General features: G+C 71.3%; 21 protein-coding genes. 10 read left to right on the top strand and 11 right to left on the bottom strand.

What is annotated here, in order from left to right; all coding sequences use genetic code 11:
- Positions 1 to 94: adenosylhomocysteinase (locus EIL87_RS00005; protein WP_148101507.1), on the top strand; the 94-nt coding region annotated here is incomplete at its 5' end.
- Between the two features lie 46 nt (positions 95 to 140).
- Here EIL87_RS00005 and EIL87_RS26935 read toward each other — a convergent pair.
- The 3 genes from EIL87_RS26935 to EIL87_RS00020 form a co-directional block, all read right to left on the bottom strand.
- A complete protein-coding gene (locus EIL87_RS26935) occupies positions 141 to 338 on the bottom strand; it encodes a dihydrofolate reductase family protein (RefSeq protein WP_199740120.1) in 198 nt (65 codons plus the stop codon).
- A 594-nt stretch (positions 339 to 932) separates the two neighbouring features.
- On the bottom strand, positions 933 to 1,916 hold the full coding sequence (locus EIL87_RS00015) for an Acg family FMN-binding oxidoreductase (protein WP_125088034.1): 984 nt from the start codon (positions 1,914 to 1,916) through the stop codon (positions 933 to 935).
- Between the two features lie 57 nt (positions 1,917 to 1,973).
- A complete protein-coding gene (locus EIL87_RS00020; protein ID WP_125088035.1) occupies positions 1,974 to 2,975 on the bottom strand; it encodes a LacI family DNA-binding transcriptional regulator in 1,002 nt (333 codons plus the stop codon).
- Between the two features lie 106 nt (positions 2,976 to 3,081).
- Between EIL87_RS00020 and hisD the strand changes: the two genes are divergently transcribed.
- From hisD to EIL87_RS00040, 4 genes are all read left to right on the top strand, one after another.
- Positions 3,082 to 4,401, top strand: a complete 1,320-nt coding sequence (gene hisD, locus EIL87_RS00025; RefSeq protein ID WP_125088036.1) for a histidinol dehydrogenase — start codon at positions 3,082 to 3,084, stop codon at positions 4,399 to 4,401.
- 27 nt (positions 4,402 to 4,428) lie between these two features.
- Positions 4,429 to 5,733: an MFS transporter gene (locus EIL87_RS00030; RefSeq protein ID WP_125088037.1), complete on the top strand. Its 1,305-nt coding sequence runs from the start codon at positions 4,429 to 4,431 to the stop codon at positions 5,731 to 5,733.
- Positions 5,734 to 6,026: 293 nt separating this feature from the next.
- Positions 6,027 to 6,956 (top strand): DivIVA domain-containing protein, encoded by a 930-nt coding sequence (locus tag EIL87_RS00035; protein WP_158628553.1) that lies wholly within the window; start codon positions 6,027 to 6,029, stop codon positions 6,954 to 6,956.
- Positions 6,957 to 6,997: 41 nt separating this feature from the next.
- On the top strand, positions 6,998 to 7,615 hold the full coding sequence (locus EIL87_RS00040) for a class I SAM-dependent methyltransferase (protein ID WP_125088039.1): 618 nt from the start codon (positions 6,998 to 7,000) through the stop codon (positions 7,613 to 7,615).
- 1 nt (position 7,616) lies between these two features.
- On the opposite strand, the gene EIL87_RS00045 is transcribed toward EIL87_RS00040, so the two are convergent.
- From EIL87_RS00045 to EIL87_RS00055, 3 genes are all read right to left on the bottom strand, one after another.
- Positions 7,617 to 8,162, bottom strand: a complete 546-nt coding sequence (locus tag EIL87_RS00045) for a type 1 glutamine amidotransferase domain-containing protein (protein ID WP_125088040.1) — start codon at positions 8,160 to 8,162, stop codon at positions 7,617 to 7,619.
- Positions 8,163 to 8,242: 80 nt separating this feature from the next.
- On the bottom strand, positions 8,243 to 9,202 hold the full coding sequence (locus tag EIL87_RS00050) for an adenosine deaminase (RefSeq protein WP_125088041.1): 960 nt from the start codon (positions 9,200 to 9,202) through the stop codon (positions 8,243 to 8,245).
- A 35-nt stretch (positions 9,203 to 9,237) separates the two neighbouring features.
- Positions 9,238 to 9,963 carry a hypothetical protein gene (locus EIL87_RS00055; protein ID WP_125088042.1) on the bottom strand — a complete coding sequence of 242 codons (726 nt, stop codon included), beginning with the start codon at positions 9,961 to 9,963 and terminating at the stop codon, positions 9,238 to 9,240.
- A gap of 89 nt (positions 9,964 to 10,052) precedes the next feature.
- On the opposite strand from EIL87_RS00055, the gene EIL87_RS00060 reads away from it, so the two are divergent.
- From EIL87_RS00060 to EIL87_RS00075, 4 genes are all read left to right on the top strand, one after another.
- Positions 10,053 to 11,003, top strand: coding sequence for a phosphotriesterase family protein (locus EIL87_RS00060; protein ID WP_125088043.1), 951 nt, complete (start codon positions 10,053 to 10,055; stop codon positions 11,001 to 11,003).
- A 62-nt stretch (positions 11,004 to 11,065) separates the two neighbouring features.
- Entirely contained in the window at positions 11,066 to 12,244 is a 1,179-nt protein-coding gene (locus tag EIL87_RS00065; protein ID WP_125088044.1) for a thiolase family protein, read from the top strand.
- 11 nt (positions 12,245 to 12,255) lie between these two features.
- Positions 12,256 to 12,648 (top strand): Zn-ribbon domain-containing OB-fold protein, encoded by a 393-nt coding sequence (locus tag EIL87_RS00070; protein ID WP_125088045.1) that lies wholly within the window; start codon positions 12,256 to 12,258, stop codon positions 12,646 to 12,648.
- A gap of 130 nt (positions 12,649 to 12,778) precedes the next feature.
- Positions 12,779 to 13,732, top strand: a complete 954-nt coding sequence (locus EIL87_RS00075; protein ID WP_125088046.1) for a pyridoxal-phosphate dependent enzyme — start codon at positions 12,779 to 12,781, stop codon at positions 13,730 to 13,732.
- A 25-nt stretch (positions 13,733 to 13,757) separates the two neighbouring features.
- Here the strand turns inward: EIL87_RS00075 and EIL87_RS00080 are convergent, their stop codons facing one another.
- From EIL87_RS00080 to EIL87_RS00095, 4 genes are all read right to left on the bottom strand, one after another.
- Entirely contained in the window at positions 13,758 to 14,498 is a 741-nt protein-coding gene (locus tag EIL87_RS00080; RefSeq protein WP_125088047.1) for an SDR family NAD(P)-dependent oxidoreductase, read from the bottom strand.
- A gap of 150 nt (positions 14,499 to 14,648) precedes the next feature.
- Entirely contained in the window at positions 14,649 to 15,932 is a 1,284-nt protein-coding gene (locus tag EIL87_RS00085; protein ID WP_325049375.1) for a CehA/McbA family metallohydrolase, read from the bottom strand.
- A 245-nt stretch (positions 15,933 to 16,177) separates the two neighbouring features.
- On the bottom strand, positions 16,178 to 16,771 hold the full coding sequence (locus EIL87_RS00090; RefSeq protein ID WP_125088048.1) for a helix-turn-helix domain-containing protein: 594 nt from the start codon (positions 16,769 to 16,771) through the stop codon (positions 16,178 to 16,180).
- 49 nt (positions 16,772 to 16,820) lie between these two features.
- Positions 16,821 to 17,228, bottom strand: coding sequence for a DUF5313 family protein (locus EIL87_RS00095; protein WP_233575877.1), 408 nt, complete (start codon positions 17,226 to 17,228; stop codon positions 16,821 to 16,823).
- A 58-nt stretch (positions 17,229 to 17,286) separates the two neighbouring features.
- Between EIL87_RS00095 and EIL87_RS00100 the strand changes: the two genes are divergently transcribed.
- Positions 17,287 to 17,748: a MarR family winged helix-turn-helix transcriptional regulator gene (locus EIL87_RS00100; RefSeq protein WP_125088050.1), complete on the top strand. Its 462-nt coding sequence runs from the start codon at positions 17,287 to 17,289 to the stop codon at positions 17,746 to 17,748.
- Positions 17,749 to 17,955: 207 nt separating this feature from the next.
- On the opposite strand, the gene EIL87_RS00105 is transcribed toward EIL87_RS00100, so the two are convergent.
- Positions 17,956 to 18,711: an enoyl-CoA hydratase/isomerase family protein gene (locus EIL87_RS00105; protein ID WP_125088051.1), complete on the bottom strand. Its 756-nt coding sequence runs from the start codon at positions 18,709 to 18,711 to the stop codon at positions 17,956 to 17,958.
- Between the last annotated feature and the right edge of the window lie 151 nt (positions 18,712 to 18,862).

Consider the following 18,862-nt stretch of genomic DNA (forward strand, 5'->3'; position numbering starts at 1 on the left):
GGGTGTGAAGCTGACCAAGCTGACCAAGGCCCAGGCCGAGTACATCGGCGTCGACGTCGACGGCCCCTACAAGCCCGAGCACTACCGCTACTGAGCAACCAGCCGTGGGTCTCCCGGTCCTCCCACCACTCCCGGGAGGCTCACGGCTGGCCGTGTCCCGCGCAGGCGTAGCGGTGGAACGTCATGCCGTTGTCACAACGCCTGTGCTCGACGAGGTTCAGCGGCACCCGGACCTCCGGCGGGAAGATCCGGGTGCCGCCGCCCACCCGCACCGGGGCGGTGTAGACCTGCACCTCGTCGACCAGTCCCGCCTCCAGCGCCTGACCGGCCAGCACCACGACCCACCAGCAGGTCGGCCGCGCAGGAGTCCTTGAGGCCGCGCACCACGTCGGGGTCGAAGTCGCGCACCAGCCGCGTCCGGGCGGTGGAAACCCCGGCCGAGGTCCGGGAGAACACGACCTTCTCGGCTCGCCGCCACAGGTGCGCGAACTCCTCCACCAACGGTCCTTCGGCCGTGAAATCGCCTGTCTCCCAAGCGACATCTCCTCGTGCGTCCGCCTGCCGCACAGGTAGGTGCCTGCGTCGCGTTCGCGGTCGGTGATGAACGCGAACACCTCGTCGCTGGGAACCGCCCAGTCGTAGCGACCGTCGGCGTCGTTGAGAGAGCCGTCGAGCGAACCGATCGCGGAGTGGATCAACTTCGCCACGCGCACCTCCTCGTGCTTCAGATGTGTGGCGGAGTTGCTCTGCTGGGCGGTTCGGGTGGCAGGACCTGAGCGGCTCCGTGCGCCGCTCCTGGAGCATGTCTGTGCAGGCGGCTCGCGGTGTACTCGCCACGACGCCGCTCAGAAGCGTCGGCGGTGCGAGCTGAGTCCCGCACCTGACGAAGCGGCTGCCGCCGCGAGCCGCCTCGAGCACGACGGTGCCATGCCCTACTGCAACAGCAGGTCTGCTGGTTCTCTGCGCGGTGTTCGCGGGGTGGGGGAGCCGTAGCCGAAGCGCAGCACTGCTTGCGGTTGCAGCGATCCGCCGAGCATGCGGCGCAGGTCCTCGCGGGTCTGGGGGACTTCCGGGACTTGGGAGAGCAAGGAGGACTGCAGGCCGCGGGAGCAGGCGGTCAGCAGCACCCGTTGCAGGGCTTGGCCCGCGCGCACGTCGTCCGCGCGGCTGTCGTGGTACGAGCACAGCACCGCCAGCAGCGGTTCGCGCTCGAAGTCCTTGCCCGCCACCCGTTGCGGTGCTGTGCCGCCCGAGAAGTCCCGCACCACCCACAGGTCCTGCGGCTCCGGCTGCGGTCCGGCCGCGGCGGCCGGCACTCCTTCGTGGACCTCGCGAGGACGACCGGTCCAGCGCTCCAGCTCGACCCGGAAGCGCTCGTCGGCGAGCTGGAGGCGGTGCGCCCGGTGCACCAGCTCGGAGAACTGGTCCAGTTCGCCGCGGGTCAGCAGGTGCAACCACCCCTGCTCCCACTGCGCGGCGCTGCCCAGCGCGTGCCGGTCCGCGCTCGGCACCTGCCGCTCCTCGTACGGGCGGCGGTTGTTGCGGCGGCGCGGAATCGCCTCGTAGAGCGCACGTTCGCCCGGGGGCTGGGTGGTCTTGCCGCCGCTGCGCACCTCGGCGAGCACGGTCGGTGCGCCCATCTGCGACGGCGGGTCCACGATCGGGCGCACCCCGACGTGCTCCAGCGCGAGCCGCAGGTTCAGCAGGGCCGCGCCGCAGGCCAAGCGGAGCTCGCGGTCGTCGGGGTCGGTGGCGGGCAGCCGGCGCTGCGGGTCGGCGTGCACCTCGATGACGTGATCGGCGAGCCGGAACCGCCACGGCTGCCGGTTGTGCAGCGAGGGCGCGAGCCCGGCGCAGCGGATCACGTGTTCGGTCTGCTCGGCGGACAAGCCCAACGCCGTCGGAAAGGAAGTCATCGCCAGCCCCTCGACGTTCTGGCCGCACAACGCCGTCCGAGTCTGGCAGAGGCCCGGCTAGACCGCCGGACGTGCGGTGCGCGCGGTCGACCCACGCACCACGAGTTCACTGGAGAAGCACTCCTTGCGCGGGGGCAGGCCCCGGTCGCCGATGCGCTCCAGCAGCAGCCGCACCGAGGCGCGCGCCATCTCCGCGATGGGCTGGCGGACGGTGGTGACGTCGTAGGAGTCCCAGGCGGTGAGCGCGATGTCGTCGTAGCCCACCACCCACACGTCCTCCGGCACGCGCCGTCCCAGCGAGACCGCGCCGTCCACCGCGCCCAGGGCGGTGAGGTCGTTGGCGCAGAACACCGCCGTCGGCGGGCTCTCGAGCTCGAGCAGGCGGCGCATCGCCGAGCGCGCGACGTCGTGGGCGAAGCCCCCGGGCGAGGTCAGCTCGTCGGCCAGCGGGTGCCCGAGCTCGGCGAGGCGCTCGCGGAAGCCCTGCTCCCGGTGACGTGCGGTGCTGGGCAGTTCCGGGCCGCTCACGAACCCGATGCGGGTGTGGCCCGCGGTGACCAGGTACTCGGCCACCGCGCGACCGCCCGCGGCGTTGTCGGTGGTGACCTGGTCGCAGTCGAGCTCGTCGAGACCGCGGTGCAGCAGCACGATCGGGTCCGCGCGTTCGACGGCGTCGGTGAGCTGCGGGGTCGCCTCGGTGACGGTCGTGAAGATCAAGCCGTCGACGGTGCCCTCGTCGAGCGATTCGAGCGCACCGGAGCCGTCCGGCCCGTTCCACAGCACCATGCGCTGGTCCGCGGCGTCGAGAGCCTCGGTGACGGCTTCGAGCAGCTGCGGGTAGAAGGGGTTGGTGATGTCGGCGACGACGACACCGACCGTGGAGGTGCGGCGGGTGCGCATCGTGCGCGCGGCGGCGTGCGGCCGGTAGCCGGCCTCGCGCATCGCGGCCAGCACGCGTGCCCGGGTCTGCGGGGCGACCTTGCCGCTGTCCTGGAGGACGCGGGACACCGTCATCTGGGACACGCCGGCCAGCCGTGCCACGTCCCGGCTGGTGACCACCGGGCACCTCCTTCGTCACTGCATCGAGGAAGGCCATCTTACGGGGTTTACGTAAACATCCGCGCGCCCTAGGGTGCATGTGTACGTAAACATCCGGGAGGGTTCCATGACGTACGCGCTGAAGCGGGCCGCGCAGAGCTCGGCAGCCACCACGACCTCGCTGCCCGACGTGCAGGAGAAGGTCGCCGCGATCATCGCCGACATCCGGGAGCGCGGTGACGCAGCCGTCCGGGAGCACTCGGCCAGGTTCGACCGGTGGGAGCCGGAGTCGTTCCGCCTCACCGAGTCCCAGATCGACGAGGTCATGGCGCGGGTGCCCGAGCAGGTCATCGCCGACATCGAGTTCGTCCAGCAGCAGGTCCGCGGTTTCGCCGAGAAGCAGCTGGAATCCATGCGCGAGATCGAGGTCGAGACGCTGCCGGGCGTCCACCTCGGCCAGAAGCACATCCCGGTCTCGGCTGCCGGTGCCTACGTGCCGGGCGGGCGCTACCCGCTGCTGGCCTCGGCGCACATGACGATCCTGACCGCCAAGGCCGCCGGTGTGCCGCGCGTGATCGCCTGCACCCCGCCGATCCGCGGCGAAGTCCCGGACGCCACGGTCGCGGCCATGCACCTCGCGGGCGCCGACGAGATCTACCTGCTGGGCGGGGTCCAGGCGGTGGTGAGCATGGCGCTGGGGACCGAGACGATCGAGCCGGTCGACATGCTCGCCGGGCCCGGCAACGCCTTCGTCGCCGAGGCCAAGCGGCAGCTCTACGGCGAGATCGGCATCGACCTGTTCGCCGGACCCACCGAAGTCCTGGTCGTCGCCGACGAGTCCGCCGACCCGTTCGTGGTCGCCGTCGACCTGCTCAGCCAGGCCGAGCACGGTCCCGACTCGCCGGCCGTGCTGATCACCACCTCCGAAGCCCTCGGGCGTGCGGTCATCGAGCACGTCGAGGCGTTGCTGCCGGGCATGCCCACCCGCGACAACGCCGAACCCGCCTGGCGCGACCACGGCGAGGTGCACGTCGTGGCCGACCTCGACGAGGCCTACCGGCTCGCCGACACCTACGCCAGCGAGCACGTGCAGATCCTCACCGAGCAGCCGCGCGAGGCCCTGGACAAGATGCGCAACTACGGCGCGCTGTTCCTGGGGGAGGGGACCTGCGTCTCCTACGGCGACAAGGTGATCGGCACCAACCACGTGCTGCCCACCCGCGGCGCCGCCCGCTACACCGGCGGTCTGTGGGTCGGCAAGTACCTCAAGACCGTGACCTACCAGGAGGTCACCGACCCGGCTTCCAGCGCTCAGCTCGGTGAGATCTGCGGCCGGGCCGCCCGCGTCGAGCTCTTCGAAGGCCACGCCCGCTCCGGGGACGTCCGCGCGGCCAAGCACGGCGACGCCGAGCTCCCCTGGGTCCCCGACGCTCTCGCCCGCCCCTGATCGCGACACCGAAAGGCACACCCGCACATGTCGGTCAACGCAATGACGCGTGCCCCGAGCGCGTCCGCGTCGCGGACGCTGACCTCCAGCACCATCGGCAGCGTCATCGAGTGGTACGACTTCACCATCTACGGCACCGCTGCGGCGCTGATCTTCAACCGGCTGTTCTTCACCGACCTCTCCCCGGCGGCGGGGACGCTGGCTGCTTTCGGCACCTTCGCCGCGGGCTTCATCGCCCGCCCGCTGGGCGGGTTCGTCGCCGGGCACTACGGTGACCGGCTCGGCCGCAAGGCCACGCTGGTGATGACGCTGACGCTGATGGGTGCCGCCACGACGCTGATCGGACTGCTGCCCACCTACCAGCAGATCGGCATCGCGGCGCCCGCGCTGCTGGTGCTGCTGCGGCTGGTGCAGGGCTTCGCCGTCGGCGGCGAGTGGGGCGGCGCGGTCCTGATGGCGGTCGAACACGCGCCGGACGACAGGAGAGGCCGCTACGGCGCCTGGCCGCAAACAGGCGTCTCCGCCGGTCTGCTGCTGGGAACCGGTGCGTTCAGCATCGTCTCGATGCTGCCGGAGCAGCAGCTCGACGCGTGGGGGTGGCGGATCCCGTTCCTGCTCAGCGTCGTGCTGGCGCTGGTCGGGCTCTACATCCGCTTCCGCATCAGCGAGCCCGATTCCTTCGTCGCGGCGAAGGAGGACCGGCCCGCCAAGCGGCCGCTGGTGGAGGTGTTGCGCACCCACCCGCGGGAACTCCTCGTCGCCGTGGGCGTCCGCTTCGCCGAAGGCGGGAACTACTACGTGTTCACCGTCTTCATCCTGACCTACATCACGCAGTACCTGGAGCTGCCGAAGCAGGCCGGGCTGACCGGCGTGATGCTGGCCGCGGCCGTCAACATCGTCGCCCTGCCGGTGTGGGGCGCGCTGTCGGACCGCATCGGGCGCAAACCCGTGTTCATCGGCGGCGCTGTGTTCATGGCCCTCTACGCGTGGCCGTTCTTCTGGTTGGTCGACACCCGGTCACCGGCGCTCATCGCGCTGGCCCTGGTGATCGCCCTGGCGATCCCGCACGCGGCGGTGTTCGCCCCGATCGCGGCCTTCTACGTGGAGCTGTTCGAACCGCAGCTGCGCTACAGCGGGCTGTCGATCGGCTACCAGATGGGCAGCGTCCTGCTGGGCGGCTTCACCCCGCTGCTGGCGACGAGCCTCCTCCTCTGGTCGGGCGGTGCGTCGTGGAGCGTGGCGCTGCTCGTCGCGGCGGGAGCTCTCATCGCGGCGGCGACGATGACCGCGGCTCCGGAAACCGTGCGGAGGTCGCTCCACCTCCGCTCCTGAAGGTCCGGCACGCACCCCGGTGGGTCCTGCGACTCACCGGGGTGCGTCCTCTTTTGTCCACTGTGGACGAGTGTGCGAGTTCGCGCCTTTTCCGGGGGTGATGAGGCGGACGGGGTGACGGGCACGCGGCGTGAGGGCTGCACGGCCCAGCGTGAATGGGCCGGCTCGGGCCTTGATCTCACGTCCTCCTCCGTGCAAGCTGGGTCGCGCGAACGGGCGGTCGGGGGCTCGGCGGAAGGCCGGGTATGCGTCCGAGAGGAATGGTGCGGACGCCCTGTGGAGGCCGGAAGAACATGCTGACCCCTGATGATGTGCGCAATGTCGTCTTCGGCAGGGCCTGGCGCAAGGAGCGCGGGTACGACGAGGCCGAGGTGGACCACTTCCTCGGGCGGGTCGAAGCGACGCTGCGCGGCAAGCCGCTGGTGACCGCCCGCGACGTGCTGACGACGAAGTTCAGCCCGCGCAGGCGTGGCGGCCGGGCCTACAAGAAGGTCCAGGTGGACGAGTTCCTGGACAAGGTCGCGCTGACGCTGATGAAGCGCGAGGTGCTCGCCGAGCAGGAGCGCAAGTCGCGCCAGGCCGAGGAGGTCCCGCGCGTGCCGGACGAGGTCCACGCGAAGCCGGAGGAGACCGCGAGCACGCCGCTGCCGAAGCGCCCTCCGCGCCAGCCTGCGCAGACCGCCCACCCGCAGCCTGCGCCCGAGGTGGTGCAGGCGGAGCAGTTCCGCGGGTTGCAGCCGGCCACCTCGCAGAGCACGGCGCTGGACAAGGCCGAGGTCGACGCGTTCATGGACCGGGTCCAGGCGACCCTCCGGGGCATGGACGACCTCACGCCCAACGACGTGCTCAACGCCGAGTTCAACCCTCCTGCACCGGGCATGCCCGGTTACGACGAGGCGGGCGTGCTGGCCTTCCTGGTGATGGTGTCCTCCAGCATCCGCAACATCACCCGCAGCACCGGCACCCAGATGCGCCCGGTGACCGACACCGGCACGCAGATGCGCCCCCTCACTGACACCGGCACGCAGATGCGCCCCCTCGCCGACACGGGGACCCAGCTGCCGCCGGTGACGAGCACGGGGACCGGGATGCGCCCGGTGAGCACCGGGGCGAACATGCCGCCGGTAGCCGCGCAGACCGGGGCGTTCCCCGCCCGCGCCGGTGATGACCGCCGGCAGCGGCAGCACCTGGTGCCCGGTCGCGGCCGCCTCCCGCGGCGCTGAACCAGGCCGTGCGCTGCCCGCTCGTGCGGTAGCGTCGCGCTGTGGAGCGCTCGGAGAAGCTGCGGCGGTACTGGGACAAGTCGGCGTCCTCCTACGACGGCGTCATGGCACGCTTCGACCGCTACCTGGCCGGGGACAGCCGGCAGTGGGTGTGCACCCGCGCCACCGGCGAGGTGCTCGAGGTCGCCGTGGGGACCGGGCTCAACCTGCCGCTCTACCCGGAGGGCACGCACTTGAGCGCCGTCGAGTGGAGCCCCGGCATGCTCGCGCTCGCGCAGCGGCGTCGCGCCGAGCTCGGCATCGAAGCCGACCTCCGGGAGGCCGACGCGCGGGAGCTGCCGTTCGCCGACGGCACGTTCGACACCGTGGTGTGCACCTTCTCGCTGTGCGCGATCCCCGACCACGAGCGGGCGATCGCCGAGATGCACCGCGTGCTGCGGCCCGGTGGTCTGCTGCTGCTCGCCGACCACGTCGTCAGCACCGCGTGGCCGGTCCGCCTGCTGCAGCGGGTGGCGGAGCTGGTGACGGTGCCGATGGGCGGCGAGCACTTCCGCCGCCGCCCATCCAGGCACCTCGCCGGGGCCGGCTTCGAGGTGATCGAGTCCGAGCGCTTCAGGCTCGGGCTCGTCGAACGTCTTGCGGCCCGCAAGCGCTCCTGACTCAGCTCGACGCGACCGCCTTGATCACCGCGTCCTGGAACGCGGGCAGGTCCTTCGGGTTCCGGCTGGTCACCAGATTGTCGTCGACGACGACCTCCTGATCGGTGACTTCGCCGCCCGCGTTGCGGATGTCGGTGCGGATGCTCGGGTAGGACGTCAACTGCCGTCCCTTCACCACGTCGGCCTCGACCAGTGTCCACGGGCCGTGGCAGATCGCGCCCACCGGTTTGCCGGCGGTGACGAAATCACGCACGAACGCCACGGCGGTGCCGTTGCTGCGCAGCTGGTCGGGGTTGATGGTGCCGCCGGGCAGCACCAGGCCGTCGTAGTCGCGCACCGAGACCTGCGTGACCTCCCGGTCAACGGGGAAGCGGTCGCCCTTGTCGATGTCGCCGTTCATCGCCTGGATCTCGCCGGAGTGCAGCGACACCACCTCGACCTGGCCGCCCGCCTGTTCGATCGCGTCGCGGGGGCCGGTCAGCTCGACCTGCTCCACGCCGTCGGTCGCCAGGATCGCGACCTTGCGGCCGCTCAGTTCGTCAGCCATCGTTGAACCTCCTTCAAGGGTACCCGGTCGGGAGGTACCCGTGGAGGGAGGTGCTCCAAACCCGTCCACTGGGGACGGTGTCAGCCGGGGACTTCGGCCTTCCACGCCGCCTTCTCCTCGTCAGGCGCGAAGCACGCGTCGAAGGAGTTGCGCGCCAGGAGCGCGAGCTGCTCGTCGGTCATCCCGAGATCGCCCCGCAAGGCCGCGAAGTTGTCGTCGACGTAGCCGCCGAAGTAGGCCGGGTCATCGCTGTTGACGCACACCAGCAGACCCTCGCGGAGCATCGCGGGCAGGACGTGGTCGGCCAGCCGGTCCACCACGCGCAACGCCACGTTGGACAGCGGGCACACCGTGAGCGGGACCTGCTCGTCGCGCAACCGCGCCACGAGCTCGGGGTCCTCCACGGCCCGGATGCCGTGGTCGATGCGCTCGGCGCCGAGCACGTCCAGAGCGTCGCGCACGTACTCCGGTCCGCCCTCTTCACCGGCGTGCGCCACCCGGTGCAGGCCCTCGGCCGCCGCCTGCTGGTAGACCTCGGCGAACGGGGCCGGTGGATGTCCGACCTCGGCGGAGTCCAGTCCCACCCCGATGAAGCGCTCCCGGAAGGGCAGCGCCTTCCGCAGCGTCTCGGCCGCCGCACCAGGTCCCAGGTCGCGCAGGAAGCACAGGATGAGGTCGGTGGACACCGGTGAGTTCTGGAACGCCCCGGTGATGCCCTCGAACACCGCGCCCAGCGGCACACCGTTGCCGAGGTGCACCTGCGGGTCGAAGAAGATCTCCGCCCGCCGCACCCCGGCGCGTTCGGCGCGGGCGAGGTAAGCGCTGGTCAGGTCGTAGAAGTCCTGGTCGGTGCGCAGCACCGGCAGGTTCGCGTAGTACAGGTCCAGGAACGACTGCAGGTCGCTGAAGTCGTACTTCGCCCGGAGCTCGTCGAGGTCGCTGGTCGCCAGCGCCACGCCGTTGCGGGCTGCCAGCTCGACCAGCATCTCCGGTTCGAGCGTTCCCTCGATGTGCAGGTGCAGTTCGGCGGTCGGCAGCATGCGTGAACCCTCCCCGGGGCCAACGTACCGAGCGTTCACGCCGGCGGCGGCCCGGGCTCACCGGTGATCTCGGTGCACTCCAGCCCGTCGGAGTCGGCGGGGACGCCGGTGAGCTCGCGGGCACCGTGCTGACCGAGAGCGCTGCAGGGCACGAAACGTCCGTCCACCAGCAGCGGGCGGCGGATTTCGCCCAGGGCCGCGTAGGCCAGCACCGGCGCGGCGCGACCGTTCTCCAGCTCCACGCGTTCGTCGCCGTGCAACCGCACCAACCGGTAGCGCTCCCCGCGGCCCTCGCACTCGTCGAGCACGCGGCGCTGCTCGGCCGTGGCCAACCACACCGCGTGCCGTTCGACCACACCGGGTGAGGAGACGAGGACAGCGGGGCGCTGACCGTCGCGGGCGCGCACGCCGGAGGCCCACACCGCCGACAACCCCGTGCAGGTGGCGGTGAGCGTCACGACCGGTCCGGTGAGCCCGAGCTGCTCGCGCAACCAGGTGATCTTGCTCGGGCAGGCGTTCGAACCGTAGGCCAGCACCGGCCACCGCGCCGACACCGGTTCCGCGCCGACGCCGGTCAGGTGCTCGTCCAGGCACGCCGATCCGACCCGCCAGCCCGACGGGGACGTGGTGTCGGGCGTCAAGCGCCAGCCCTGTTCGTCCTGGTGCAGGAAGGAGTGGTCGGGACGGGCTCCGGGATACGGGTCGGCGGGGAACTCCGCATCGCGGAACGTCGCGGGCCCCCGCGAGTTGACCACGGTCATCGCACCAACATGCCTGCGCCGCGCGGGTTCGCGCAAGGCGACCGGGCGCTTATGGTGCCGTGCACGCTAGATCGTCGAGGAGGACGAACATGGTCGACACCGTTCGCGGGCAGGTACCGGCTGACCAGCTGGGCACGGTGCTGATGCACGAGCACGTCTTCGTGCTCAACGAGGAGATCCGCCGCAACTACCCGGAGTTCTGGGACGAGGAGGAACGGGTCGCCGACGCGGTCCGCCGCCTGCGCGAACTGGCCGAACGCGGTGTCGACACCATCGTGGACCCCACCGTGATCGGACTCGGCCGCGACGTCGAGCGCGTCGCGCGCGTCAACGCCGAGGTCGACCTCAACATCATCGCCGCCACCGGCCTCTACACCTACGACTCGGTGCCGTTCTTCTTCCGCCTGCACGGTCCCGGCACGCTGCTCGGTGGCGATGAGCTGATGGTGGACATGTTCGTCAAGGACATCACCGAGGGCATCGCCGGAACCGGCATCAAGGCCGCGTTCCTCAAGTGCGCGATCGAGGAAGAGCTCACCCCGGGAGTGGAACGGGTGCTCAACGCGGTCGCGGAGGCCCACAACCGGACCGGCGTGCCGATCACCGTGCACACCAGCCCAGGGCACCGCACCGGGCTGGTCGCCCAGGAGGTGTTGCGGCGCAACGGGGTCGACCTCGGTGCGGTCGTCATCGGACACAGCGGCGACACGACCGACACCGACTACCTGCGCGAGCTCGTCGACAACGGCTCCTACATCGGCATGGACCGCTTCGGGCTGGACGCCCTGCTGGCCACCGACGAGCGGGTGGTCACCATCGCCGCACTGGCCGGACAGGGCCTGGCCGACCGGATGGTGTTGGCCCACGACGCCTCCTGCCACAACGACTGGTTCCCGCAGGGGACCGTCGAGCAGGTGCTGCCCGACTGGCACTTCACGCACATCCACGACGCGGTGCTGCCCGCGCTGCGTGAAGCCGGCGTCACCGAGCAGCAGATCACGACCATGCTGGTGGACAACCCCCGCCGGTACTTCTCCTGATCCATTTACAAACCGGATGCGCTGACCTACTTTCGGACCGTGATCGTCCGGAAGGATGGCAGATGAGCAGTCGCAGTGACCTGCCGGCGCACCGGCGGGCCGCGATCGCCGGTCTCGGCATGACCGAGATGGGCAAGGTCTACGGCCGCACCGCGCAGCAGTTCGCCGCCGAGGCCGTCCGCCGAGCCGTGGCCGACGCCGGACTGCGGCTCGGCGAGGTCGACGGCCTGCTGGTGTCGGCGGGGCTGTCCGGTGGTGTGGACCTGAGCCTGCAGGACGACCTGGGCCTGGAGGACCTGCGGCTGCTCACCCAGATGCAGTCCTTCGGCTCCACCGCTGGGGCGATGGTGCAGCACGCGGCGATGGCGGTCGAAGCGGGCATGGCCGACACCGTGGTCTGCGTGTTCGCCGACGCCCCGCTGCGCGAGGGGAAGTCCAGCGGCGCCGTCTACGGTGCCGAACGCTACGCGCCGAAGGGCTGGAGCGGCCTCATCGCCACCAGCGGCTTCACCGGTCCCAACGCCTTCTACGCGCTGGCGGCACGCCGCCACATGCAGGCCTACGGCACCACCAGCGAGCAGCTCGGCCAGATCGCCGTCGCGCAGCGCGAGTGGGCGTCGATGAACCCGCTGGCGCGGTTCCGCGAGCCCATCGACGTCGCCGACCACCAGGCGTCGCGGATGGTGGCCGAACCCTTCCACCTGCTGGACTGCTGCATGGTGTCCAACGGCGGTGTCGCGGTCGTCGTCACCCGCGGCGACCGCGCCGCCTCGCTGGCCCAGCCGCCGGTGTCGGTGCTGGGCTGGGCGCAGGCGCATCCCGGCGGGTCGCTGCGCCGGGACGACGACTTGGGCCTGGTCAGCGGTGCGGCGCAGGCCGGTCCGGCGGCGCTGCGGATGGCCGGGGTGTCGCTGGCCGACATCGACATCGCCGAGCTCTACGACTGCTACACCTTCACCGTGCTGCTGACGCTGGAGGACTACGGGTTCTGCGCCAAGGGGGAGGGCGGCGAGTTCGCCGCCACCCCGGGCGTGCTCGGCCCCGGCGGATCGCTGCCGCTCAACACCGGCGGCGGGCAGCTGTCCTCCTACTACATGTGGGGCATGACCCCGCTGTCCGAGGCGATCATCCAGGCCCGGGGCCACGCCGGTGAACGGCAGGTGCCCGACCACGAGCTCGTGCTGGTCTCGGGCAACGGCGGCATCTTCTCCCACCACAGCACCCTGGTGCTGTCCGCCTGAAGGAGACCTCCATGGCCCTCGTCCCGGTCGTGCGCGACCACGCCAGCGCCGCTTTCTTCGACGGAACTCGCGCTGGCCGGTTCCTGCTGCCCCGCCGCCGCGACACCGGCGAGCACCTGAGCCCGCACACGCCCATCGCCGCCGACGACGACGTCGAGCACGTCCCGGCCTCCGGTGCCGGCAAGGTCGTGTCCTGGAGCGCCGTGCACCACACGCGGCCCGACGGCGGCTCGTTCCGCCTCGTGGTCGGGATCGTCGAGCTCGACGAGGGGCCGTGGTGGTGGACCCGCCTCGAGGACGTCGACCCGGACACCGACCTGACGGACCTGCGCGTCGAGGTCGTCTTCGAGCCTTCCGGGGAAGAGCCGGAGCACGAAGTCGTCCCCTGCTTCCGCCCGGCGTAGAGGGCGTTGAGGAGCCGCTCGGCCAGGGGGCCGTGGGGGTGGCGGGAGTTCCTCGTCGAGAACGGGCGGCTCCGCCAGGTCCTCGAACAGCTACTACTGTGCGGAGGAAGAGTTCCTGGGGAGGCGTGTGGTGATCGGGATCAGCGACGTCGAGGCGGCTGCGAGCGCCCTCTCCGGGCACGTGGTGCGGACGCCGACGGTGCCCAGTCCGGGGCTCTCCGAGCTGCTGGGCGTGCCGGTGACGGCGAAGCTGGAACTGCTGCAGCGCACCGGGTCGTTCAAGGCCCGCGGCGCCGTCGCCAAGCTGCTGTCGTTGGACGAGGCCGAACGGGCCGCCGGGGTCGTCGCGGTCAGCGGCGGCAACCACGGGATCGCCCTGGCCGTCATGGCCGGTGCCCTGCACGTCAAGGCGACCGTGGTGATGCCCCGGTCCGCGCCGGAGCGGGCGGTGCGGATCGCCGAGTCGGCCGGGGCGAGGGTGTGCCTCACCGACGACATGGCCGGCGCGTTCGCGCTCACCGAGGAGCTGCGCGCCGAGGGCAGCACCCTGGTCCACCCCTTCGACGACCCGGTCGTGGTCGCCGCCCAGGGCACGGTCGGGCTGGAGTTCGCCGAGGACGCCGGTGAGCTCACCGACGTGCTGGTGAGCATCGGTGGCGGCGGCCTGATCTCGGGTGTGGCCACGGCGTTGCGCGCCGCACGGCCGGACGTGCGCATCTGGGGCGCGGAGACCGAAGGCGCCGAAGCCATGTCGGCGGCGCTGGCGGCCGGGGGACCGGTGCCGGTCGAGCTGTCGTCGGTCGTGTCGACGCTGAGCGCCCCCGCCGTCTCCGAGCTGACCTACCGGCACGTGCGCGAGCTCGTCGATGACGTGCTGGTGGTGCCCGATCCCGAAGCGGTGCGCGGAGTTCTGCAGCTGGCGCAGCACGCGAAGCTGTGGGCCGAACCCGCCGCGGGCTGCCTGCTGCCCGCGGCGCGGCGGATCATCGCCGAACGCTCCGGCGTCAAGCTCGGTCTCGTCGTCTGCGGCGGCAACGCCAGCCCGGCCGACGTCATGGCGTGGTCGCAGCGCTTCGGGGGCTGAGCTGCACCCAGCAACCCGAGCGTGCTCACTGCCCCCGGTTGATCACGCGCGCCGAGGTCTGGTCGCGCGCCAGCATCAGGACCTGGTCGACGTTGACGTGCGGCGGACGGGTGGCCACCCAGGACACCGTCTCGGCCACGTCCTCGGCGGTCAGCGGAGTCGTGCCCTCGTAGACGGCATCGGCCTTCTCCTGGTCACCGCGGAAGCGGACCAGGCTGAAGTCGGTCTGCACCAGTCCGGGGTCGATCTCGCACACCCGGATCGGCTGCCCGAACATCTCCAGCCGCAGCACCCGGGAGAACGCCGCGACCGCGTGCTTGGCGGCGTTGTACCCGCCACCGGTGGCGTAGGGCTCGCGTCCCGCGACCGAGCCGATGTTGATGACCTGACCATCACCGGACTCCAGCAGCTTCGGCAGCAACGCGCGGGTCACCCGCAGGGTGCCCATCACGTTGGTCTCGTACATCCACTGCCAGTCCTCGTCCCTGGCCTCCAGGATGGTCTCCGCGCCGACCGCGCCGCCGGCGTTGTTCACCAGCAGGTCGCAGCGCTCGACGGCAGCGGTGAACGCGTCGACCGAGGCCTGGTCGGTGACGTCGAGCTGGAGCGGCCGGCCACCGCACGCGTCGGCGACCTCCTGCAACCGGTCCAGCCGGCGTGCGCCGACGACCACGTCGAAACCGGCTGCGGCCAAGGCCTTCGCGCTCGCCGCGCCGATGCCGCTGCTGGCTCCGGTGACCACGGCCACCCGCGTTGCGTCACCCATGAACAACCTCCTCGATCTACCCGCGTCACGCCCGGAGCCCTCAGTCCTGTGTGGAGATCGCTCCGCTCAGCGGTGCCGGTGGCAGGACCTGGCCGGCTCCGTGGACTCCGTGCGTCGCCCCTGATGCGTCCCGGTGCAGGGCGTCGCGTCCTAACCTAACTCGCCGAGGAAGACCGGGTTGGTCATCGCGACCACGGTGTCGCCGCGCCGCACCTCCACCCGCGCCCAGCGGGTGTAGCGGCGGTAGGTCCGCCACCGGGTCGAACCGGCTGCGGTGTGCTCGACGACGAGCTGGTCGAGGATCCGCACCTCCGTGCCCGGGACGCCGTCGACCGAGACCTCGAAGTCCACCGGTTCACCGGTGGCCACCGCCAGCGTCTCGCCGATCCCGGCGCGGCGGCCACCGGCGGAGGCGGAGAACGCGAGCTGGACCTCGGCCGACTCGGCGAGCCAGGAACGTCCCCGCTGCAAGCCGTCCAGCAGCGCGTCCCGGCGGAGCGCGTCGGCGAGGACCACCGTCTGCGGCCTGCCGACGGGGTCGCTGGGGTTGTGCGCGTCGGAGCCACCGATCAGCGGGATCCAGTGCCCGGTGCGCAGCAGGCCGTCCCACTGGTGCAGGGCTGCTTCCTCCTCGGCGGTCCACGGCCCGTTCCAGACCTCGACGAGGTCGGCGAGCCGGAGGTCGAACTCGAAGGTGCAGCCGAAGCAGCCGGCGAACGGGTGCGCGGCGACGACGAGACCGCCCGCCTCGTGGACCTGGTCGACGAACCGCCGGACGCTGCCGGGCTCGGTGCTGCGGTAGCGCCAGTCGATCCACGTCCCCGCCGGCAGGCCGATCGCCGGCCAGTGCCCGGAGCGGGTGGTGACCTCCTCGCCGTTGAGGATCAGCAGGTCGTCGGTCGCGTGCTCGCCCCACTGCAGCGAGGCCGACGGGGTGTTGTGCTCGGTGGAGGTGATGAAGTCCAGCCGGGCCGCGCGGGCGGCGTCGACGAGCTCAGCCGGTGTTCGGCGGCCGTCGGAGTGCACGGTGTGCAGGTGGTTGTCGCCGCGGTACCAGGCGCGTCCCCGATCGCGCGCGGGTGCGGTCTCCGGCGCCGGGCGGGGTTCGTGCGGCGCGCCCGGTGGGCCGAACCGCAGCGTGACGTCCACGCGGTACCGCATGCCCTGCGGCGCCACGGTGTAGGGGCCTAGGACGACGTGCCAGGTCCCCGGCGTGATCGGCCCCGGCAGGTAGCCGGGTGTGGCGGCCGAGGCGCTGAGGGCGAACCGGTCGCGGGCGCCGCCGGACCAGCCGCGGAACCCCCGCGCGTCGCCCAGCTCGTGGCCATGCGGGCCGAAGATGCCGATGTCGCACGCGTTCCCGCGAGTGCCAGGCGGTACTGCAGGTTTGTCGTAGGAGTAGATCACCTCCAGTTCCGCGAAGCCCTCCGGCACCTCGACCGGCGGGGAGGACCAGTCGTCGACACCCGGCGGCAGCGTGCCTGTCGCCGTGCTCGTCCGCTCACCACCGGCCTGCGCCGAGAAACGCCACCCCGGGCAGCAGGTTCGCCGCCGCGATGATTCCCGAAGCGGCCAGCAGGCCGCGTCTGCTCACCACGTCCACGTCATGTCCTCCCGGTGGTCCGGTCGCTTCCAGCCGGCCCGGGACGGCCTAGCGCCGGGCCGGGAGATCACGGGGTTCAGCGGTCGGGCCGGTCCTTGGGGCGGGCGCGCAGGTGGGCGCGTTCGCCCTGCTTGCCGAACAGGCTGAGGAATTCGACGGTCTCGTCGTCGGCGGGGCCGAACCAGTGCGGGACGCGGGTGTCGAACTCCGCGGCCTCGCCGGGGGAGAGCACTACGTCGTGCTCGCCGAGGATCATCCGCAAGCGCCCGTTGAGGACGTAGAGCCACTCGTAGCCCTCGTGCGTCTGCGGATCGGGCTCGGCACGACGCGCCGACGCGGGGATGATCAGCTTGTAGGCCTGGATGCCGCCCGCGCGCCGGGTCAGCGGCAGCATCGTCATGCCGCCGCGCTTGATCGGCTTCAGGTACACCCGGGGATCGCCGGTGGGCGGGGCGTCGACGAGTTCGTCGAGGGTGACGCCGTGCGCCTTGGCCAGCGGCAACAGCAGCTCGAGAGTCGGTTTGCGCGAACCGGATTCCAGCCGCGACAGGGTGCTCACCGAGATGCCGGTGGAGTTCGACAGGTCCGCCAACGTCGTCTCGCGTTGCCGCCGCAGGGCGCGCAACCGGGGCCCCACGGCCTCCAGCGCCTGCTCGAAGTCGTCGTCCACCACCCCAGCTTGCCACCACGGCAAGCCGGGTTGCCAGACTCCGGACGGGTCAGCCGTGGTTGCGGTAGATCTCCTCGTAGCGCGAGGCCTTCTTGGCCCGCTCCTCGGCGTGCGCGGCTTCGCGGGTCGCGCGGCCGGCGCCGATGGGGTAGCCGTGCTTGTGCAGCCGGTACTCGCAGGTGTGCTCCATGTACGACAGCGAGTACCACAGCGCGAGGATGACGCCACCGAGCACCGCCATCGCGCGGATCCACAGCGGCCCCGGGAGCAGCAGGAACAGCAGGCCCGGGGAGATCTGGACGAGGCTGCGGGCGGCGTGCCGCAGCACCCACGTCCGGCAGGTGACGTCGTGCAGCACCCACTCGCCGTAGCGGTCGGGGAGGCGGCCGCCGAAGGCGTACCAGGTCCACCGCAGCGGGTCTGGTCGCTTCGGGCGGGAGTCAGGGCGTTGGTTCACACCCAACGATTAGCACACGAACTGTTAGCGTGTCGTGGAGTGTGGGTAAGCTGACCCCGTGCAGACCCCTGACCTGGGCGAGGACCCGCTCGCCCTCGACCGCCAGGTGTGCTTCGCGCTCTCGGTGGCCTCCCGGAACGTCATCTCGCTGTACCGGCCGTTGCTCGCACCGATGAACCTCACGCACCCGCAGTACCTGGTGATGCTCGCGCTGTGGGAGCGCGCGCCCCGTTCGGTGACCGACCTCTGCGAGGCCCTGCACGCCGACGCCGCCACGCTGTCCCCGCTGCTGAAACGGCTGGAGTCGGTGGGCTACGTGCTGCGCACCCGCAGCCGCACCGACGAGCGCCGCCTGGAGGTAGCGCTGACCGCCGAAGGCGAGTCGCTGCGCGCGCAAGCCGAGAAGGTCCCCTACCAGATCGTCGAGACGCTCGGCGTTGGCCTGGTCGACCTCGAAGAGCTCCACACAGCCCTCACCAAGATCATCAGAAGCAGCCGCCAAGCCCTGGACGCCCGCTGACCAACAGCCCTCAGAGCGTCCACGCTGGACACCACGGATGAGCACCGTCTGCAGGCGTGGGACTCAGCTCGCACCGCCGCAGGTTCTGAGCGGTTTCGTGGGGAGGACGCCGTGACGCCGTGTGGTGGCACACATCAGGAGCGGCGCACGGAGTCCACGGAGCCGCTCAGGTTATGCCACCGGCGCCGTGAGCAAAGCACGTGAAGGCTAGGAGTAGGGAAACTCAGCAGGGCGGCGGTCGAGGAAGGCGCTGACGCCTTCTCCGGTCTCCCCGGTCTCCTCCGCCACCTGGTGCCAGTGCGCGGCGCGGTCGGTCAGCGGCTCGCCGAGCGCGGCCAGGTCCACGAGCTCCTTGGCCGCTCGCACGCTCAACTGCGAACGCCCGGCGATGGTCCCGGCGAGCTCGGCCACCCGGACGGCCGGGTCGGAGACGACCTCGTCGACAAGCCGCATCCCGAGCGCGCGTCCGGCGTTGAAGAAGTCGGCGGAGAACAGCAGCAGCTTCGCCGCCGACGGGCCGACCAGTTCGGTCAACCGCTCGATGCTCGACGACGGGTAGACCACGCCGAGCTTGGCGGGGGTAATGCCGAAGACCGCCGACTCGGCGGCGATCCGCAGGTCGCAGGCCGCGGCGAGCTGGCAACCGCCACCGATGCACAGACCGTTGATCAGCGCGATCGTCGGCAGCGGGCAGTTCAGGAGGGCTCGCTCGGCGGGCTCGGTCGCGCTGCCGCGCGGGCCTTCGATCTCGTGCAGCTCGGTGATGTCGGCCCCCGCGCAGAACGCGTCGCCCGCCCCGGTGAGCACCACGACCCGCACCAGCGGGTCGGCGCTGATCTCGGCGAGCAGCTCCGGCAGCCGGCGCCACATCGCCGCGTTCATCGCGTTGCGCTTGCCCGGGTTGTCGATCGTGATCCGGGCCACGTTCTGCTCGACTTCCAGCCCCAGTCGGCCGTCGCTCATGCCGCCTCCACGCACCTGTCCGCCTGCCGTCCGGCGGATCGTAACCGCAGATCGACGGCGGTGACCCCGCGTGGTGTCCGGGCTAACGATCATCGTTGTGTTCACCTGATCGGGTTTGGCGAGTACGCAGGTCTAGCCTTGCCCGATCGTG

Source organism: Saccharopolyspora rhizosphaerae (assembly GCF_003931915.1).
GTDB lineage: Bacteria > Actinomycetota > Actinomycetes > Mycobacteriales > Pseudonocardiaceae > Saccharopolyspora > Saccharopolyspora rhizosphaerae.